Here is a 17270-nt window from a genome sequence, read left to right on the forward strand (position 1 = left end):
GATCACCGCAGCTCTCTCCTCGGCGGCCACCCCCTGCCATTTTCTTTTCAGTATACCACAACACCGCGTCACAGTGCGGCTGTGCGACGAAAAACAGCTGCCTTTGCATTTTCATCAAAGACAGCTGTTTGCTGTTGGAGGCGCCACCCAGAATTGAACTGGGGATAAAGGTTTTGCAGACCTCTGCCTTACCGCTTGGCTATGGCGCCATATTCACGGTTATACAAAATAGCTGTATAACCGGCTTTGTAAAACGGAAGGCGCTAATTTCTTAGCGCCTTTTTGTGGAGCGGGTTACGAGGCTCGAACTCGCTACCTCCACCTTGGCAAGGTGGCGCTCTACCAGATGAGCTAAACCCGCATAATTTGGTGCCTCCGGGCGGAATCGAACCACCGACACGGGGATTTTCAGTCCCCTGCTCTACCGACTGAGCTACAGAGGCCAAACTGGCGACCCGGAAGGGGCTCGAACCCTCGACCTCTAGCGTGACAGGCTAGCGTTCTAACCAACTGAACTACCGGGCCATGTATACCAACTGAAAGAAAAAAGCGTAGCTTTTTGACCTCTTTCAGGGTTGCCGTTGCTTGTCCGACAACGTTTATTAGTATACAGGAGATGCGTTTATCTGTCAATAGGATTTTTCAAATTTTTTAGCTCTTCCTGGGTGAAGCTGTATTTTTTTTCACAGAAATGGCAACAGACCTCCACCGGTTCCCCCTCGTCGATCATCTCTTGCAGCTCCTCATTTCCCAGGCTGAGCAGGGCCTTCTCCACCCGCTGGCGGGAGCAGTTGCAGCGGTACTCCACCGGGAACTCGTCCAAGATATTGGGGGCAAAGCCGTCGAGCACCCGCCCGATGATCTGCTCTAGAGACATCCCCTTCTCAAGCATCTGGGTGACAGAGGGCAGCCCCTTGAGATTGCCCTCCAACCGCTCGATCTCCTCCTCCAGCGCGCCGGGGAGAAGCTGCACCAAAAAACCGCCGGACGCCCGCACCGTCAAGTCGGGGTTGACCAGCACCCCCAGGGCGCAGACGGTGGGAATCTGCTCGCTGGCGGCATAGTAGGCGGTCACGTCCTCGGCCACCTCGCCACTCACCAGGGGCACGCTGCCCACGTAGGGGTCTTTCATGCCGGTGTCGCGGATGACCGTCAGGGTTCCGTCCCGCCCCACCGCGCCGCCCACGTCCAGCTTTCCGTAGGGGTTGAGGGACAGTTCTACCACCGGCTGGCTGACGGTGCCCCGCACGTTGCCCCAGGCGTCGGAGACGGCAATGACATTCCCCGCCGGCCCCCCGCCGCTAAGGCGCAGGGTGACGCTCTGTTCCGCTCCCTTCAGGCCGCAACCCATGATGGAGGCGGCGGTGAGCAACCTGCCCAGAGCAGCGGTGATCACGGCAGAACTCTCGTGAATCTGCTCGGCCTGGGCGACAACGTCGGTGGAGTCGATGGCGGTCATCACCACTCCCCCATTTTCACTGATGGCGCGCAGTACACGTCCCATCTATTTTCCCTCCTTCTTGGCCAGGTATACCACCCGCTGGCTCTCTTCTGTCACCGGGCGGTCACAGTATCCGTCAAAGCGCTGCAGCAGCGCAAAACCCGCCTCGTTCAAGGATGTCTGCAAAAATTCAGGGGGATACCAGGTCTCTGAAAAACACTCGTCATAGCGGTAAAACCGGCCGTCCTCCCCCTCTTCAAAAAAGGTGAGGGAGATGTCGGTCACCCCTTCCTCTTCCCGCCACTCGTTCTGCCAGCCGCAGTAGAGATCGCCCAGGTCGTAGAGGTAGGCATTGTTTCCCAGTACCTGGGCGTGCTTGTAGTGGGTGTTGACGTCAAAGAGAAAGATGCCGCCCTCCTCCATAAACAGGGAGATGCGGGAGAAGGCGCGGCGGACTGCCTCCCGGTCGGGCAGGTGGTTGACGGTGTCCAGGGTGGAGACGGCGGCGCGGATGGTCCCGTACAGGTCGAGTTCCTCCATCCCCTGCCCCAGAAGCAGAATGTCCTCCCCGCTCTCCAGCACCCGCTCCCGAGCGATTTCCAACATCTCCTCCGAGGGGTCGGCACCGATGAGGTCATATCCGGCGCGGGCGAGACGCAGGCAAAGTTCCCCCGTCCCGCAGCCGGCATCCAGTACAATGCCGCTGTCGATCCCCTGCTCTGCCAGCTTTTCCACAATAAAGCCGGCCATACGCGCCCTGTCCACATTTTCGGTGAGGGCGTCGTAAAAGCCGGCAAAATTGCCGTAGAAATTTTGCTGTCTACCCTTCAAGGTCGGTCTCTCCCGCCATCGAGTCCAACAGTTTGTCGTAGCCGCCACACCCGTAGAGGAGGGAGCGGTTGACCCGGCTGATGGTCGCCGTCGAGGCGCCGGTCTCCTTGACAATGTCGCTGTACACCTTTTTCTGCCGCAGCATCCGCGCCACGTGAAAGCGCTGGGCAATGGCCTTGAGCTCCTGAATGGTGCAGAGGTCGTCAAAAAAGTCATAGCAGTCGTCCAGGTTGTCGATGGACACGATTGCCGAAAACAGGTCGTCAAAGGTATCTCTTGACAGATTGCTGTTCAATGAAAAACCCGCCTTTCCAAATCATCTTATTTTAAAGTTTAACACCTTAAATTGTGAAAGTAAAGGCTTCCCACCACTTTTGTGGCCCCGTTGGTGAAATCCGGCAGTTCGCCCAAGAAAAAGCGCGCCGAAACACCGGTTTCCGCACGCTTTCACAAGCTGTCCCAAAGAACGGGTCGGCCCCCCTGTCAGAGGTCGTTTCGCAGCAGGTCCTCCAGGCTCTCCCGGCGGACGACCAGTCGGCTCTCCCCCTGGGAGACCATCACCACCGGTGGGCGGGGGATGCGGTTGTAATTGGAGGCCATGGAGTAGTTGTAGGCTCCGGTGGCCAGCACCGCCAGGATGTCGCCGGGCCCCACCTCCTGGATGCGGGCGTTTTCCTGGATCAAGTCGCCGCTCTCACAGCACTTGCCCGCCACCGTGACCGTCTGGGTCTTGGGGTCTGCCGCCCGGTTGGCCACCAGCACATCATAGGCCGCTTGGTAGAGGGCGTAGCGGGGGTTGTCGGTCATCCCCCCGTCGACAGCCACATAGGTGCGGACGCCTTTGATCTCCTTCACCGAGCCCACGGTGTAGAGGGTGGCGCCGGCAGGTCCCACAATGGAGCGCCCCGGCTCGATGACCACATAGGGGATGGGCAGTCCCTCCTCGCCGCAGCAGCGGTGGATGACCTTGGAGACCCGCTGCATGTACTCGTCGTAGCTGGAGGGGTTGTCGGAATCGACATACTTGATGCCAAAACCGCCCCCCAGGTCGAGAATTTCCAGCGCTTTGCCGTACTTTTGCCGAATCTCGCCCATAAAGCGGATCATCACCTCGGCCGCCAACTCAAAGGGGGCGATGTCGAAAATTTGCGAGCCAATGTGGCAGTGCAGCCCTTTCAGGCGCACCCCCTTCATGGCCATGGCCTCGTCGACGGCCGCCATGGCCTCGCCGTTTTCCAGCGCCAGACCAAACTTGGAGTCGATCTGCCCGGTGCGGATGAAGTCGTGGGTGTGGGCGTCAATGCCGGGCTTGATGCGAAAGAGGATGTCGGTCTCCCGCCCGGCGGCCCGGGACAGGCTGCCGATGAGCTGCAGCTCTTCCAGATTGTCCACCACGATCTGGCCGACCCCGCTCTCCAAGGCCATGGTCAGCTCGGCCGGGGTCTTGTTGTTGCCGTGAAAGTAGACCCGCTCCATGGGAAAACCCGCCTGCAGCGCGGTGTAGAGCTCCCCACTGGAGACCACGTCCAACCCCAGCCCCTCCTCCTGGGCAATGCGGCAGACCGCCTTGCAGCAAAAGGCCTTGCTGGCATAGGTACACAGCCCCCTGCCGTCGTAGTAGCGGTCGATGGACCGCTTAAAGGCCCGGCAGTTCTCCCGGATCAGGTCCTCGTCCATCACATAGAGCGGGGTGCCGTAGCGCTCGGCCAGGGCGACGGCGTCCAGCCCGCCGACAGTCAGATGGCCCAGGTTGTTGACGTCCAAATTTTTGGAAACGAACATCTCCTCACTCCTCCCCTTCGCGCTCTTCCTCTGTGTCCTCCCCGTCGTCCTCCTCCAGGAGGGCCTCCAAAATGCCCCGCAACTCGGGGATGCCCTCAAAGGTCTGGGCGGAGGTGGCGACCAGGTGCAGCTGGTCGCCACAGGGGATCTCCTCCCGCAGCTCTTCCATCCGCTTCTCCTTCTGCCTGGCCGTCAGCTTATCGGCCTTGGTGAGGGCGATGAGAAAGGGGATTTCGCTGTCGATGAGGAAGTTGATCATCTGCAGGTCATCGGCGGTGGGCTGGTGGCGGATGTCCACCAGCTGTACCACCAGGCGGATGTCCCGGTCGCTGTGAAAGTAGTCCTCCATCAACTTGGCCCAGCGCTCCTTTTCGGAGCGGGAGACCTTGGCGTAGCCGTAGCCAGGCAGGTCGACAATGTAGCCGGGGCCGGCGGTAAAGAAGTTGATGGTGACCGTCTTGCCCGGCGAGGCCGAAACCCGCGCCAGCCGCTTGCGGTTGGCCACCTTGTTGATGAGGGAGGACTTGCCCACATTGGAGCGGCCGGAAAAGACGATCTCCGCCCGGTCGCTGGCGGGCAGCTGGGACGACACTCCGTACGAGGCGTAAAATTCAATGGCGTTAAAGTTCATGGCGTCCTCCCTACTGTTTGATGTGGGTGTCCCGCGGGCGGGCGGGTTCCGCCTTTTTCCTCGGGGGCGCAGAGGGCAGTTCCTCCACCTCCTCAGGCGGCTGTGCGGCCGGTTTGACCAGAGCGGTCTCCAGCACCTGGGAGATGGTTTCCACCGGCACAAAGCGCAGGTGATCCTTGACCTCCTGGTCCACCTCCTCCAAGTCGGGGAGGTTTCGCTTGGGAATCAAGACGGTGGTGCAGCCGTTTTTGTAGGCGGCCATGCTCTTTTCTTTGAGGCCGCCAATGGGAAGCACATTGCCGTGCAGATCGATCTCGCCGGTCATGGACACCTCGCCCCGCACCGGCCGCTCGGTCAGGGCCGAGACCAGGGCGGTCACCATGGTGACTCCTGCCGAGGGCCCATCTTTGGGGACCGCGCCCTGGGGGGCGTGAATGTGGATGTCTCGGTTTTTGTAGAAGTTGTGGGGGATGTCGTAGAGATCGGCGATGCTGCGCACATAGCTGACGGCGATCTTGGCCGATTCCTGCATCACATCGCCCAGGGAGCCGGTGATCTCGATCTTGCCGCTGCCCTCCAACACCACCGCCTCCATGAGCAGGGTGGTGCCGCCCACCGCGGTCCAGGCCAGGCCGGTGACGGTGCCCACCTTGTTTTCGAGAGAGGCGTCCTCCCTGTCAAATCGCCGGTGGCCGATCAGCCGGGAGAGGTTGGCCTTGGTGACCGAGAGCCCCTGTTCGCCCGTCACCACCTCTTTGGCCGCCTTGCGGCAGAGGCCGGCAATCTCCCGCTCCAGGCTGCGAACGCCCGCCTCCCGGGTGTAGCCGTCGATGAGCTCAAAGACGGCGTCGCGGGAGATTTTTAGCTGCCCCGCCTCTAGTCCGTGGGCCTTCATCTGCTTGGGGATGAGGTGGCGCTTGGCGATGTTGTACTTCTCCACGTCGGTGTAGCTGCCCAGCTCAATGACCTCCATCCGATCGTAGAGAGGGGCGGGGATGGCCGCGGCGTCGTTTGCCGAGGTGATGAAGAGAACGTCGCTGAGGTCGTAGGGCACCTCTATGTAGTGATCCCGGAAGGCCTGGTTTTGCTCCTTGTCCAGCACCTCCAACAGGGCCGACGAGGGGTCGCCCTTGTAGTCGTTGCCCAGTTTGTCTACCTCGTCGAGGAGGATGAGGGGGTTTTGGGTCTTGGCCTGGGCCATGGCCTTGATGATCCGCCCGGGCATCGAGCCGATATAGGTCTTGCGGTGACCGCGAATCTCCGACTCGTCCCGCACCCCGCCCAAGGAGATGCGGACGTACTTTCTGCCCATGCTCTCGGCGATGGACTTGACGATCGAGGTCTTGCCCACCCCTGGAGGGCCCACCAGGCAGAGGATCTGGCCGCCGTTTTTGGGGGCCAATTTGGAGACGGCGATGAACTCGAGAATCCGCTCCTTGACCTTTTTCAGGCCGTAGTGATCCCGCTCAAGAATCTTGGACGCCGCCTGCAGGTTGGCGCTCACCTTGGAATAGGTGTTCCAGGGCAGTTCCAGGCAGGTCTCCAAATAGGTCTGGATAACGCTGCCCTCCTGTGAGCCCTGGGGCATTTTGGCCAGCCGGTTCAGGTTTTTCTCAAAGTGCTCCCGGGTCTCCTGGGGCAGTTCCAGCGCCTGTATCTTCTTTTGCAGCTCTTCCAGATCGCTGTCGTCGCCGTCCTCCCCCAGTTCCTCGGAAATGATGTGCATCTGCTCGCGAAGGACATATTCCCGCTGATTTTGATCCAGCTGTACCCGCACCTTGTCGTAGATGTCCTTCTCGATGAGGAGAACGTTGATCTCCCGCTCCAGGGCAATCACCAGCTTCTCCACCTGGCGAGAGACGGTGCGCTGTTCCAAAATCTCCTGCTTGGACTCGTAGGGAAGGTTGGCGCTCTGGCAAATCTGCTCCACCAGACGGGACGGATCCTGCTCCCCCAGCACCCCCAAAAGCACCTCTTTAGGCGCCCCCTTGCTGCCGGCGTTCACATACTCCTCGAAGAGCTGCTTGGCCGCCCGCACGTTGGCGATCAGGGTCGGGGTGATGCGCCGGGGCTGGGGCAGGTCGCTGCGCTCAACGGTGGCCTGCAGCATCTCTCCCCCAGATTGCAATTCCACCACACGGGCCCGGTATATCCCCCTGGCCAGCACCTTTACACCGTCGTCGGGCATCTTCAGCAGCTGTTTGACCCGGGCCACAGTGCCGTACTCATACAGGTCATCGGGGGTGGGGTCGTCCACCCGCACATCCTTTTGGGCCACCACGAAGAGGTTGCCACCGCTTTCCAGAGCGCTCTCCACCGCGCGGATGGACTGATCCCGCCCCACGTCAAAGTGCATGATGTTGCCCGGGAAGAGGACCATTCCCCGCAGGGCCATGGCGGGCATGCTCTCCATTCCGCCGCGTTTTTCTATATTCAAAAGATCACCTCGTATTTCTCGTCGAAAGGAGCCGCTCGGAAAGGGCGGCGCCAGAAAGGATTTACGCTTCATTATAGCTGCTTTTACCCCTTTTTTCAAGTAAAATACACCAAATAACTCTCATTTGTTCCACCGCCCGGTTGAACAAGTGCTTTTCCTTTGCGGGACAGCAAAAAGGGGCGGCTTCGCCGCCCCTTTGCAACTCGCATTTAAATGGCTTTTTGCTTGCCTGTCAGCTTTCCAGAAAAGCGGACCGGCCGCTTTTTCTCATCGTAGGTGAGAACGGGTTCCGCCTTGCCCTCGACACACCGCTCCCCGATCTGGACTTTGCTGACTTTCTCCTGGGAGGGGATTTCGTACATCACGTCCTGGAGCAACTCCTCCATAATGGAGCGCAGGCCCCGGGCGCCGGTCTTGCGCTCGATGCTCTTGCGGGCCACGGCCCGCAGGGCCTCTGGGGTGAATTCCAACTCGACCCCGTCCATCTCCAGCATGGCCTGATACTGCTTGAGCACCGCATTTTTGGGCTCGCAGAGAATCTTCACCAGGGAGTCCTCGTCCAGTGCCCGCAGAGAGCTGATGATGGGCAGACGGCCCACCAACTCGGGGATGATGCCGAACTTTACCAAGTCGTGGGGGACAATCTCCTCCAACAGGTTTCTCTCGGCCATCTCCTTTTTGCTCACCACGTTGGCGCCAAAGCCCATGGCGGAGGAGGAGATTCTCTTTTCGATGATCTTCTCAATGCCCTCAAAGGCGCCGCCGCAGATGAAGAGGATGTTGGAGGTGTCAATCTGAATGAACTCCTGCTGGGGGTGCTTGCGCCCGCCCTGGGGCGGGACGTTGGCAACGGTGCCCTCCACCATCTTCAGCAGGGCCTGCTGTACCCCCTCACCGGACACATCCCGGGTGATGGAGGGGTTTTCCGACTTGCGGGTGATCTTGTCGATCTCGTCGAGGTAGATGATGCCGTGCTCGGCCCGCTCCACATCGAAGTCCGCCGCCTGGATGAGTTTGAGGAGGATGTTCTCCACGTCCTCGCCCACATAGCCCGCCTCGGTCAGGGTGGTGGCGTCGGCAATGGCGAAGGGGACGTTGAGGATGTGCGCCAGGGTCTGGGCCAGCAGGGTTTTGCCCACCCCGGTGGGACCCAGCAGCAGGATGTTGCTCTTTTGCAGCTCCACCCCGTTTTCCTGGGGGCCGGCCAACAGCCGCTTGTAGTGGTTGTAGACCGCCACCGCCAAGGTCTTTTTGGCGCTGTCTTGGCCGATCACATACTCGTCGAGGATGGCCTTGATCTCTTTGGGGGTGAGCACGTGAATGCTGGTGTCCTTCCCCTTTCCGCCCTTCTGAGGGGCGAAATCGTCGTCGTCCAGAAAGGATTGGCAGAGGGAGACACACTCGTCGCAGATGTAGACCCCCGGCCCGGTGATGAGCTTGGAGACCTCGTCGGCCGACTTGCCGCAGAAGGAGCAAAACAGCATGTTCCCGCTGTTGCCGTTATCTTGATTTGGCATTGAATAAAATCCCTACCGTTTCTCTATGACTTTGTCCACCAGGCCGTACTCCACCGCCTCCTGCGCGCTCTTGAAGTTGTCCCGCTCGGTGTCCTGCTCGATCACTTCCAGGGGTTGCCCGGTGTTTTTGGCGAGGATTTCATTGAGCCGCTTTTTGATGCGGAGGATGTGCTCGGCCTGGATCTTGATGTCGGTCGCCTGCCCCTGGCTGCCGCCGGAGGGCTGGTGAATCATGATCTCGCTGTTGGGCAGGGCAAAGCGCTTGCCCTTGGCGCCGCTGGAGAGCAGGAACGCCCCCATGGACGCCGCCATCCCGATACAGGTGGTGGAGACGTCGCACTTGATGTAGTTCATGGTGTCGTAGATGGCGAGGCCGGCGGTCACCGAGCCGCCCGGGCTGTTGATGTAGAGCATGATGTCCTTGTCGGGGTCCTGCCCCTCCAAGTACAGCAGCTGGGCCACCACCAGGCTGGCGGTCTGGTCGTTGACCTCGTCACAGAGCATGACGATGCGGTCGTTGAGCAGGCGGGAGTAGATGTCGTAAGAGCGCTCTCCCCGGCTGGTCTGCTCCACTACCATAGGTACTAAACTCATTTACAATGCGCCTCCAAACAAAAGTGATTCTACCCACCTAGCTGCAAAAGCCCCCTCAGGCGAGGTATGTATGCCGCTTACTTTTCCTCGGTGCCCTCTTCGGCCTTCTTGGCGGCCTTTTTGGCAGCGGGTTTCTTGGCCGCGGTCTTCTTGGCGGGCTTGACCTCTTCGACCTCGGCGCTCTCGCGGATCAGGTCGATGGCCTTGTTGACGGCCAGGTCCTCGCGGATGTTGTCCAGGGAAACCAAAGCCTTGATCTTCTCGGGCTCCATCTGGTAGTTCTCCGCCATCTTGGCGATCTCCTCCTCGACAGCCTCGTCGCTGATCTCGATCTTCTCCAGTTTGGCGATCTTCTCCAGGGCCAGGCGGATTTTGACCTGCTTCTCGGCCTGCTCGCGGAAGGTCTTGCGGAAGTCGGCCATCTCCATGCCGGTGTACTGCAAGTAGAGCTGCAGGTTCATCCCCTGGGACTGCAGGCGGTAGTCGAAGTCCTGCACCATCTCATCGATGCGGTTTTCAAACATCACTTCGGGGATCTCGCCCTCCAGCTTCTCGATGACCGCGTCCACCAGGCTGTTTTCCAGCTCGGTCTCGCTCTGGGCATTGGCCTGCTCCTGCAGCTTTTTCTTGATGTCCTTTTTCAGCTCATCCAGGGTGTCAAACTCGCTGACGTCCTTGGCGAACTCGTCGTCGAGCTCAGGCAACTCCTTGGATTTGAGCTCGTTTACCTTCACCTTGAAGGTGGCCGCTTTGCCGGCCAGCTCCTCGGCCTGGTACTGCTCGGGGAAGGTGACGTTCACGTCGAACTCCTCGCCGGGCTTGTGGCCAATGACCTGATCCTCAAAGCCGGGAATGAACTGGCCGCTGCCCAGCACCAGGGGGTGGCCCTCGCCCTTGCCGCCCTCGAAGGCGACGCCGTCGACAAAGCCCTCAAAGTCGATGATGGCGGTGTCGCCGGACTTGGCGGGCGCGTCCTCCACGGTGATGATGCGGGCGTTTCTGTCCTGCATCTTCTCCAGTTCGGCCTTGACCTGCGCGGCAGTGACAGTGTTGACGGTTTTCTGGGCCTTTATGCCCTTGTAGTCTTTGACCTCGACCTCGGGCTTGACGATGACGGTGGCCTTGAAGACCAGGCCGTCCGCCTTGCTGACCGACTCGACGCTGACTTCGGGGGTGGAGACGGGCTCGACGCCGGCCTCTTTGGCGGCCTCGACAAAGGCCTCGGGCATCACGTCATTGATGGCCTCGTCAAAGAAGATACCCTCGCCGTACATCTTCTCGATGAGGTGGCGGGGGGCCTTGCCCTTGCGGAAGCCGGGAACGCTGATTTTCTTGGCGTTCTTATGGTACACCTTGTCTACCGCGCTGCCAAACACGTCGGGAGCGACCGAGACCTCCAATTCGTATTTGTTGGTCTCAACTTTAGTAGAACTGTTAAGGCTCATAATTATACTTCCTCCTAATTTTGTCACAGACAATTATCTTTGTAATTATATCACACCAATTCGGCCAATTGCAACCGGCCCAGGGGCGGATTCTCACCTTTTTCGCCGCTTTGGCGGCAAAATGGCAGTTTGCGAGGCGCTGTCCGTCACGCCTTGACGCACAGCGGGCAGAAGTGCAGGGCATCGGCGGAGACCAGGCGAAAGGCGATTCCTTCGTAGTCCCCCTCGAAAGCCCACTGGATGGCCTTGCCGTGGAGGTGGCCGTAGTAGCACTGGGAAATCCCCCACTCCCCCATCAAGTCGATGGTCTCTTGGGAGAGAAAGTCCCGGTAGACGGGCGGGTAGTGGAGAAAGAGGAGGATGGGCAGAGCGGGATCGGCCGTTTCCAGCGACATCCGAATCCGCCCCAGTTCCCGGGCGCGGATCTTGGCGTCATGGGGGTCGGTGTCCTCGAAAAACCAGCTTCTGCTGCCGCAGATGTTGACCCCCTCCACCTGATAGCTCTCGTTGGAGAGGACGGAGAGGGTGGAAAACCCCTGTGCGGCGAGAAAGCCGTCCATCTTGTTTTTGGTGGACCACCAGTAGTCGTGATTCCCTTTCAGCAAGATCTTGCGGCCCGGCAGGCCGTCGAGAAAGGCAAAATCGGCAGCCGCCTCCTCCAGTGACATGGCCCAGGACACGTCTCCGGGGATCACCACCGTGTCGCCGTCCGAAACGGTATCGCGCCAATTTTTTTCAAGTTTGGGCAGATAGCCCGACCAGCCGGGAAAAACATCCATCGGCTTGCCGCTGGCCAGCGACAGATGGGGGTCGCCCAGCGCAAAAATACTCAAATTTTCCCTCCTCCTTTTCCCTGCCATAAAAGCGGCCCCGAACAGATACACTTTTAAAGAGGGCTGATGTACACGGTCTCACAGAAATTTGCCAAAGGGTGTGGATGCGCGTGAAAAAGAGCAAGCCCGGACCCATTCCACAGGTCGTCTGCGACGTGGAAAACTGCATTTACAATCGCGACCGGCGCTGTACAGCGGCAGATATTCAGGTGGGGCCGCACTTTGCCTGTTCCTGCTGCGACACCATCTGTTCCACCTTTCACCCCAGGGAGGGAGAATAGGTGGCAGAGAACCTGAAATTCTGCAAAGACCCCTCAAAAAAGGGCGGCCTTGCCGCCCTTTTTTCTGTCCGGTACCCGCTAGATGTTGAGGACCGCTTTGACCCAGCCGAACATCTCGCCGGGCATGCAGCAGTCGCCAAAGCGAATGGGTTTATCCCGCAGGGCCTTGAGGGCCACCGGGGCCGGAGCGCCGCTTCTCTCCTCCAGCGAGGAGAGGATGGAGAAGTCGTTTTTCCCCGGCAGTTCGCCGCCCAGCGCCTCCAGCACACTGGCCGGGAACTTGTAGGGGCTGGCGGTGGAGACCACCACCGTGGGGGTCTTATCCCCGGTGGCTGCCCGGTACTCGCCGTACACTTTAAAGGCCACAGCGGTATGGGGGTCGCAGAGGTAGCCCGAGCGGTCGTAAACCTCTTTGATGGCAGCCGAGGTCTCGGCGTCGTCAGCGCAGCCGGCGGCAAAACTCTCCTTGAGCCGGCCCAGCATCTCCTCTTTCACCGCGAAGCGGCCGGAGTCGGACAGGTCGCGGTAGAGGCGGCCGATCAGCCCGTCGTCCCGCCCGGAGAGGAGGTAGAGGAGCCGCTCCAAGTTGGAGGAGACCAGAATGTCCATCGACGGGGAGAGGGTGGTGTAAAAGGGGCGGTTGCGGTCGTAGCGCCCCTCGCGCAGGAAGTCGGTGAGCACGTTGTTGCGGTTGGAGGCGCAGATGAGTTTGCCGACGGGGACCCCCATCTCCTTGGCAAAATAGGCGGCGAGGATATTGCCGAAGTTCCCGGTGGGGACGGCAAAGTTGACCGGCTCCCCCATGGCGACCTGGCCGGCCCGGCACATCTCCAGATAGGCGTATACATAGTAGACGATCTGGGGCGCCAGCCGGCCCCAGTTGATGGAGTTGGCGCTGGAAAAGCGCATCCCCTTGGCAGCCAACTCAGCCGCAGCGTGTCCGTCGGTGAAAATCCGCTTCACCCCGGTCTGGCAGTCGTCAAAGTTGCCGTCCACCCCGCAGACGTGTACGTTCTCCCCCGCCTGGGTCACCATCTGCCGCTTTTGCATGTGACTGACCCCGTCCTGGGGGTAGAACACGGCGATCTCGGTGCCCGGCACGTCGCAAAAGCCCTCGAGGGCGGCCTTGCCGGTGTCGCCGGAGGTGGCCACCAAAATGAGGATGGTCTTGCCGTCGCCCGCCTTTTTGTTGGCCACCGTCAGCAGCTGGGGCAACATCTGCAGGGCCATATCCTTAAAGGCGCAGGTGGGGCCGTGCCAGAGCTCCAGCACCTGAAGGCCGTCTTTTAACGCGGCCAGGGGGGCCTCTCCCTCGGGGAACTTGCTGCCATAGGCCTTTTTCACGCAGGTGTCAATCTCCTCCTGCGAAAAGTCGGTCAGGTAACGGGACAGAACGGCAGAGGCCACCTCCTGGTAGCTGCTGCCCTGCAGCTGGGCCAGTTCTCCCGGCGCAAAGGCGGGAATTGTCTCCGGGACAAACAGGCCGCCGTCTTTTGAGATGCCCTGCAAAATCGCCTCGGAGGACGACACCTGCAGCGACGAATCCCTTGTACTGCTGTAACGCAATCTGCTCACCTCTTCAATTTTCCAGGTCCGGCGGCGCGAGGCCGCCCTCTTTTTCTTCCCCTGTCCCCTCCCTCCCACAGGCAGAAAACGGGGGCAAATCGGCTGCTGACTGCCCTTTGCGGGCGGCGGGAAAGAGGGTGCAGAGCCCTCCCCCGCCCACAGCCAATTGTTCGCTATTATGCCACAAGCGCGCAGTGGTATTTGGCCATGGGGTGGGGAGCAAAGGTCGTTTGCGCACCCGCCCGGCCAGCCCGGTATAACAGCCGTTGGCGGTTATTATACCATAAACCACAGGCCATGAGAAGTCGCCAATTTTTTCGGATAGAGGATTCTCCCCGCCAAATTCTATTCCGTCCCCCTCAAAAAGAGGACAGCCTTCTCTCAAAAAAGGCGGCGGCGTTGTCAAAAAAGATGGCCTGTATCTGCTGCGGAGCGATTCCCCGCCGGGCCATGGCGTCGGCCAGGGCGGGCAGGGCGGCGACATCTCGCAGCTGCTGCGGCATCTCAGCTCCATCAAAATCAGAGCCCAGGGCCAGGGTCTTTTCGCCCCCTAGGGCCAAAAAGTGGAGGGCGTGCTCGGCGATGTCGTCGGGGGTGGCGGGGCCGTCCTCCCGCAAGAAGCCCTGGTTGTAGTTGAGACCCACCAGCCCGCCCCGGTCGCGGATGACGGCAAACTGCTCATCCGTCAGGTTGCGGGGGTGGTTGCAGAGGGCTTTGGCGTTGGAGTGGGAGGCCACAATCGGCCCCTCTGCCACCGCCGCCAGGTCGTAAAATCCCCACTGGGAGAGGTGGGAGACGTCGGGGAGGATACCCCAGCGCTCCATCTCCCGCACCGCCTCCCTGCCCAGCGGTTTGAGCCCCCGGTTCTCGCCGACGCCCCAACCCAGTTCATTCTCGCCGTTCCAGGTGATCGTCAGCATCTGCACCCCGTCCTCGGCCAGGGCCTGTATCCGCTCCAGCTTGCCGGCCAAGACAGCGCCCCCCTCCACCGTGAGGATGGGGCAGAGCCGCCGCTCCCCCCGGCGCAGAGCGGCCAGCTCCGCTCCCTCGCGCAACAGCGGCGGGGCGGATTGGGCGCGGTAGTAATCCACCGTCCGGCGGTAGTAGTCGTAAGCCGCCTCCCCCCGCAACTCGTCGGGGATAAAAACGGCAAAGCACTGGGCCCACCGCCCTAAATAGGCTCCCTTTTGCAGGGAGATCTCCAGCTCGTTCTCCGCCAACGACAGCCCTCTATTGCAGCAGGCGGTCAGGGTGTCGCAGTGCAGGTCAAACAGGTCCACGGGCGCCCTCTCCTCTCTCGTTCAGCGAAAGGCATCTTTCAGGTGGTTGACCGACACCACCTCAAAGGCCTCGTCCACAATCACTTCCACCACGTCAAAGCGCACCTGCACGTCGTCGAGCTGCTGGGCGGCCAAAAAGACGTTGGTGGCCAGCTTGATCCGCTCCTGCTTTTGGCGGGTCACCGCCTCGGCCGGGGTGTAGAGGGCGTTTTGCAGCCGGGTCTTGACCTCCATAACCACCAATGTGTCCCCGTCTGCCACAACCAGGTCCAGCTCCCCGTAGCGACAGGCGAAGTTGGAGCGCAGGATTTGATACCCCTTGCGCCGGGCCAGGCGGGCGGCCTCCACCTCCCCCAGAATGCCGGAGGTGGACTTCATCCCCTTCCCCCGCTCCCTCACTGGGAGCGCCCCTTCCATTTTTTGAGGAAGGTCAGCCGGTGGATCGGGGTGACCCCCAGCTGGGTCAGGGCCTGGTAGTGGGCCTTGGTGGGGTAGCCCTTGTGCCGGGCAAACCCGTAGCCGGGAAAGAGCTGGTCGTACTCCAGCATCAGCCGGTCCCGGGTGACCTTGGCGAGGATGGAGGCGGCGGCGATGCTGGCCGAGCGGGCATCCCCCTGGACGACGGCCTGACAGGGCACATTGGCGGGGGGACAGCGGTTGCCGTCAATGAGGGCCAGCTCCACCGGCACCCCCAGCCCGGCAATCGCCTGGGCCATGGCCTGCATGGTGGCGTTTAATATGTTTATGTCGTCGATGATCTCGTTATCCACCAGCTGGATGCTGTATGAGAGGGCGTTCTCCCGAATCTCGTCAAAGAGCAGCTCCCGCCGCTTTTCAGTGAGCTTTTTGGAGTCGTTGAGCCCCGCCGGCAGATACCCCTCTGGCAGCACCACGGCGGCGGCGCAGACCGGTCCGGCCAGGGGGCCCCGCCCCGCCTCGTCCACCCCGCAAAGGGGTCCGAAGCGCTGGCGCAGGTCCCGGTCAAAGGCCAACAGCTCGGGGTGCAGGGCCGGGGCGCTCACTGCGCCCCCTCCGCCAGGGGAGGCGTCTCCAGGGTAAAGCGGCCGATCTTCTGGCCCCGGTATTCGTCCACCAGCATGATGGAAGCCCGCTCGGTGTCGATCTCCCCGCCGGAGACGAGCATCCCCCGCTTGCGGCCGATGAGCTGCAGCACTGCAAAGCCGTCGGTGCAGGCGGCCAGGGCCTCGGGGTCCAGCTTGTAGCGGGATGCCAGCGCCTCGGGGTACTGGGCAGCAAGGATGTCGAGCAGCTTCATGGCGATGAACTCCATATCCATCACGTCGTCCTTGATGGCACCGGTGAAAGCCAGTTTCTCCCCCACGGCGGGGTCGTCGAATTTGGGCCAGAGGATGCCGGGCATGTCAAGCAGCTCCAAGTCCTCGTCGATCTTGATCCACTGCTTGCCGCGGGTGACGCCGGGGCGGTCCTCCACCTTGGCGCGCTTGCCCCCGGCAATGCGGTTGATGAAGGAGGATTTGCCCACGTTGGGCACCCCCACCACCATCACCCGAATCTGGCGGCCGGTCATCCCCTTTTCGCGGCGGCGCTGCAAATACCCTTCCAGCGCGGCGAGGACGGCGGGTTTAAACTGCCCCAGTCCCCTGCCGTTCTTGGCGTCGATGGCGACGGCGGGAATTCCCTGGCCGCGGTACCACGCAATCCAGCGGCGGGTGGCCGCCTCGTCGGCCAGGTCCGACTTGTTGAGCAGCAGCAGCCGGGGCTTCTCCCCCACCAGGGCGTCGATCTCCGGGTTGCGGCTGGAGGCGGGGATGCGGGCGTCCACAATCTCGGCCACCAAATTGACGTGGCGGAGATTTTCGGCGATGAGCCGGCGGGTTTTGGCCATGTGGCCGGGAAACCACTGAATGGTGTGCAGATCGTTTGGCATCTCCCTCACTCCACCTTTCCAAAGCCGCCAAAGGGCAGCAGTCTAAAATAGGCCTCGCCGACAATGTCCTGCTTGGCCACCTGGCCCAGTGAGGAGAAGCGGCTGTCCTCTGAGTGATTGCGGTTGTCCCCCATCACGAAGTAGTGGCCGGGCTGCACCTCCTGGGGGAAGGTCTCGTCCCCCCGCAGGGCGGTGGTCTCGTTGATGTAGGGCTCGTCCAGGGGGACCCCGTCCACAAAGACGGTGCCGGAGTCGAAGTCGATGTTGACAGTCTGCCCCTCGGTGGCAATGACCCGCTTGATGTAGAGCTTTTCGTCCTCGTGGCTGTTGAGAACGACAATGTCCCCCTGCTCCACCTCGTAGAGGAAGGGGGAGATCAGCAGCACATTGTTGTTTTGGAGGGTGGGGAGCATGGACTCCCCGTCCACCCGGATGATGCGCACCACAAAGGTAAACACCAGCGACACCGCCACCAAAGAGAGGACGATGGTCTCGACCCAGCTGAAAAATTCGCGGTAGAGCGGCCCTGCCGGGGTCCGCTTGGGCATCTGCGGGCGCGATTTCCCCCGCTGCGCGACGGCGTGTTCCATAAAAGGCACCGACCTTTCTCGACGAAAGTAAAGGCCGCCTGTCCCCTTGCCCTCGGGCCCTGGGGACAGGCGGCCCCATGTTTCTCGGTGTTATTGTACCATTTTCCGAGCCGCAAAAAAAGGGATTCACAGA

17 protein-coding genes and 4 tRNA genes are annotated in these 17270 nt (G+C 61.1%); 1 reads left to right on the forward strand and 20 read right to left on the reverse strand.

Translation table 11 applies throughout. The features are described 5' to 3' along the window. Nucleotides 1-135 precede the first annotated feature (135 nt). From HJY11_RS00670 to HJY11_RS00735, 14 genes are all read right to left on the reverse strand, one after another. A tRNA-Cys gene (locus HJY11_RS00670) sits at nt 136-209 on the reverse strand. Nucleotides 210-285: 76 nt separating this feature from the next. After that, nucleotides 286-361: transfer RNA gene (locus HJY11_RS00675), tRNA-Gly, on the reverse strand. A 6-nt stretch (nt 362-367) separates the two neighbouring features. Further along, nucleotides 368-443, reverse strand: a tRNA-Phe gene (locus tag HJY11_RS00680). 5 nt (nt 444-448) lie between these two features. Continuing rightward, a tRNA-Asp gene (locus HJY11_RS00685) sits at nt 449-525 on the reverse strand. Between the two features lie 97 nt (nt 526-622). Further along, nucleotides 623-1504 carry an Hsp33 family molecular chaperone HslO gene (hslO, locus tag HJY11_RS00690; protein ID WP_208074169.1) on the reverse strand — a complete coding sequence of 294 codons (882 nt, stop codon included), beginning with the start codon at nt 1502-1504 and terminating at the stop codon, nt 623-625. Continuing rightward, nucleotides 1505-2272, reverse strand: coding sequence for a class I SAM-dependent DNA methyltransferase (locus HJY11_RS00695; protein WP_208074170.1), 768 nt, complete (start codon nt 2270-2272; stop codon nt 1505-1507). Next, a complete protein-coding gene (locus HJY11_RS00700; RefSeq protein WP_021659164.1) occupies nt 2262-2567 on the reverse strand; it encodes a YerC/YecD family TrpR-related protein in 306 nt (101 codons plus the stop codon). Before HJY11_RS00700 ends, HJY11_RS00695 begins: the two co-directional genes overlap by 11 nt. A gap of 188 nt (nt 2568-2755) precedes the next feature. Further along, nucleotides 2756-4054, reverse strand: coding sequence for a diaminopimelate decarboxylase (gene lysA, locus HJY11_RS00705; protein WP_208074171.1), 1299 nt, complete (start codon nt 4052-4054; stop codon nt 2756-2758). 4 nt (nt 4055-4058) lie between these two features. Beyond that, nucleotides 4059-4685, reverse strand: coding sequence for a ribosome biogenesis GTP-binding protein YihA/YsxC (gene yihA / locus HJY11_RS00710; protein ID WP_208074172.1), 627 nt, complete (start codon nt 4683-4685; stop codon nt 4059-4061). 10 nt (nt 4686-4695) lie between these two features. Beyond that, entirely contained in the window at nt 4696-7098 is a 2403-nt protein-coding gene (gene lon, locus HJY11_RS00715; RefSeq protein ID WP_208074448.1) for an endopeptidase La, read from the reverse strand. 233 nt (nt 7099-7331) lie between these two features. Continuing rightward, nucleotides 7332-8639, reverse strand: coding sequence for an ATP-dependent Clp protease ATP-binding subunit ClpX (gene clpX, locus HJY11_RS00720; RefSeq protein WP_044992345.1), 1308 nt, complete (start codon nt 8637-8639; stop codon nt 7332-7334). 12 nt (nt 8640-8651) lie between these two features. Next, entirely contained in the window at nt 8652-9233 is a 582-nt protein-coding gene (gene clpP / locus HJY11_RS00725; RefSeq protein ID WP_208074173.1) for an ATP-dependent Clp endopeptidase proteolytic subunit ClpP, read from the reverse strand. 77 nt (nt 9234-9310) lie between these two features. Further along, nucleotides 9311-10678, reverse strand: coding sequence for a trigger factor (gene tig / locus HJY11_RS00730; RefSeq protein WP_208074174.1), 1368 nt, complete (start codon nt 10676-10678; stop codon nt 9311-9313). A 146-nt stretch (nt 10679-10824) separates the two neighbouring features. Then, nucleotides 10825-11511 carry a metallophosphoesterase gene (locus tag HJY11_RS00735; protein ID WP_208074175.1) on the reverse strand — a complete coding sequence of 229 codons (687 nt, stop codon included), beginning with the start codon at nt 11509-11511 and terminating at the stop codon, nt 10825-10827. Nucleotides 11512-11621: 110 nt separating this feature from the next. Between HJY11_RS00735 and HJY11_RS00740 the strand changes: the two genes are divergently transcribed. Then, a complete protein-coding gene (locus tag HJY11_RS00740; RefSeq protein ID WP_208074176.1) occupies nt 11622-11792 on the forward strand; it encodes a DUF1540 domain-containing protein in 171 nt (56 codons plus the stop codon). Between the two features lie 78 nt (nt 11793-11870). Here HJY11_RS00740 and thrC read toward each other — a convergent pair whose 3' ends face one another. From thrC to lepB, 6 genes are all read right to left on the reverse strand, one after another. Then, on the reverse strand, nt 11871-13358 hold the full coding sequence (gene thrC / locus HJY11_RS00745; protein WP_208074177.1) for a threonine synthase: 1488 nt from the start codon (nt 13356-13358) through the stop codon (nt 11871-11873). A 359-nt stretch (nt 13359-13717) separates the two neighbouring features. Next, a complete protein-coding gene (locus HJY11_RS00750) occupies nt 13718-14638 on the reverse strand; it encodes a dipeptidase (RefSeq protein WP_208074178.1) in 921 nt (306 codons plus the stop codon). 21 nt (nt 14639-14659) lie between these two features. Then, a complete protein-coding gene (locus tag HJY11_RS00755; protein WP_208074179.1) occupies nt 14660-15037 on the reverse strand; it encodes a YraN family protein in 378 nt (125 codons plus the stop codon). Beyond that, nucleotides 15034-15660 (reverse strand): ribonuclease HII, encoded by a 627-nt coding sequence (locus HJY11_RS00760; RefSeq protein WP_368041511.1) that lies wholly within the window; start codon nt 15658-15660, stop codon nt 15034-15036. The genes HJY11_RS00755 and HJY11_RS00760 overlap by 4 nt, the downstream gene beginning before the upstream one ends. Beyond that, nucleotides 15657-16547, reverse strand: a complete 891-nt coding sequence (gene ylqF, locus HJY11_RS00765) for a ribosome biogenesis GTPase YlqF (protein ID WP_208074180.1) — start codon at nt 16545-16547, stop codon at nt 15657-15659. The genes HJY11_RS00760 and ylqF overlap by 4 nt, the downstream gene beginning before the upstream one ends. Before the next feature lie 5 nt (nt 16548-16552). Continuing rightward, a complete protein-coding gene (lepB, locus tag HJY11_RS00770) occupies nt 16553-17095 on the reverse strand; it encodes a signal peptidase I (RefSeq protein WP_208074181.1) in 543 nt (180 codons plus the stop codon). Nucleotides 17096-17270 lie beyond the last annotated feature (175 nt).

The sequence above is a fragment of the Bittarella massiliensis (ex Durand et al. 2017) genome (genome assembly GCF_017566145.1).
Lineage (GTDB): Bacteria > Bacillota > Clostridia > Oscillospirales > Ruminococcaceae > Bittarella > Bittarella massiliensis_A.

Bases quoted from the DNA above. Each gene is read 5' to 3' on its own strand.
- tig (WP_208074174.1), bottom strand. From the start codon at position 10,678: ATGAGCCTTAACAGTTCTACTAAAGTTGAGACCAACAAATACGAATTG.
- lepB (WP_208074181.1), bottom strand. From the start codon at position 17,095: ATGCCCAAGCGGACCCCGGCAGGGCCGCTCTACCGCGAATTTTTCAGC.
- lon (WP_208074448.1), bottom strand. From the start codon at position 7,098: ATGGAGAGCATGCCCGCCATGGCCCTGCGGGGAATGGTCCTCTTCCCG.
- lysA (WP_208074171.1), bottom strand. From the start codon at position 4,054: ATGTTCGTTTCCAAAAATTTGGACGTCAACAACCTGGGCCATCTGACT.
- hslO (WP_208074169.1), bottom strand. From the start codon at position 1,504: ATGGGACGTGTACTGCGCGCCATCAGTGAAAATGGGGGAGTGGTGATG.
- clpX (WP_044992345.1), bottom strand. From the start codon at position 8,639: ATGCCAAATCAAGATAACGGCAACAGCGGGAACATGCTGTTTTGCTCC.
- yihA (WP_208074172.1), bottom strand. From the start codon at position 4,685: ATGAACTTTAACGCCATTGAATTTTACGCCTCGTACGGAGTGTCGTCC.
- clpP (WP_208074173.1), bottom strand. From the start codon at position 9,233: ATGAGTTTAGTACCTATGGTAGTGGAGCAGACCAGCCGGGGAGAGCGC.
- ylqF (WP_208074180.1), bottom strand. From the start codon at position 16,547: ATGCCAAACGATCTGCACACCATTCAGTGGTTTCCCGGCCACATGGCC.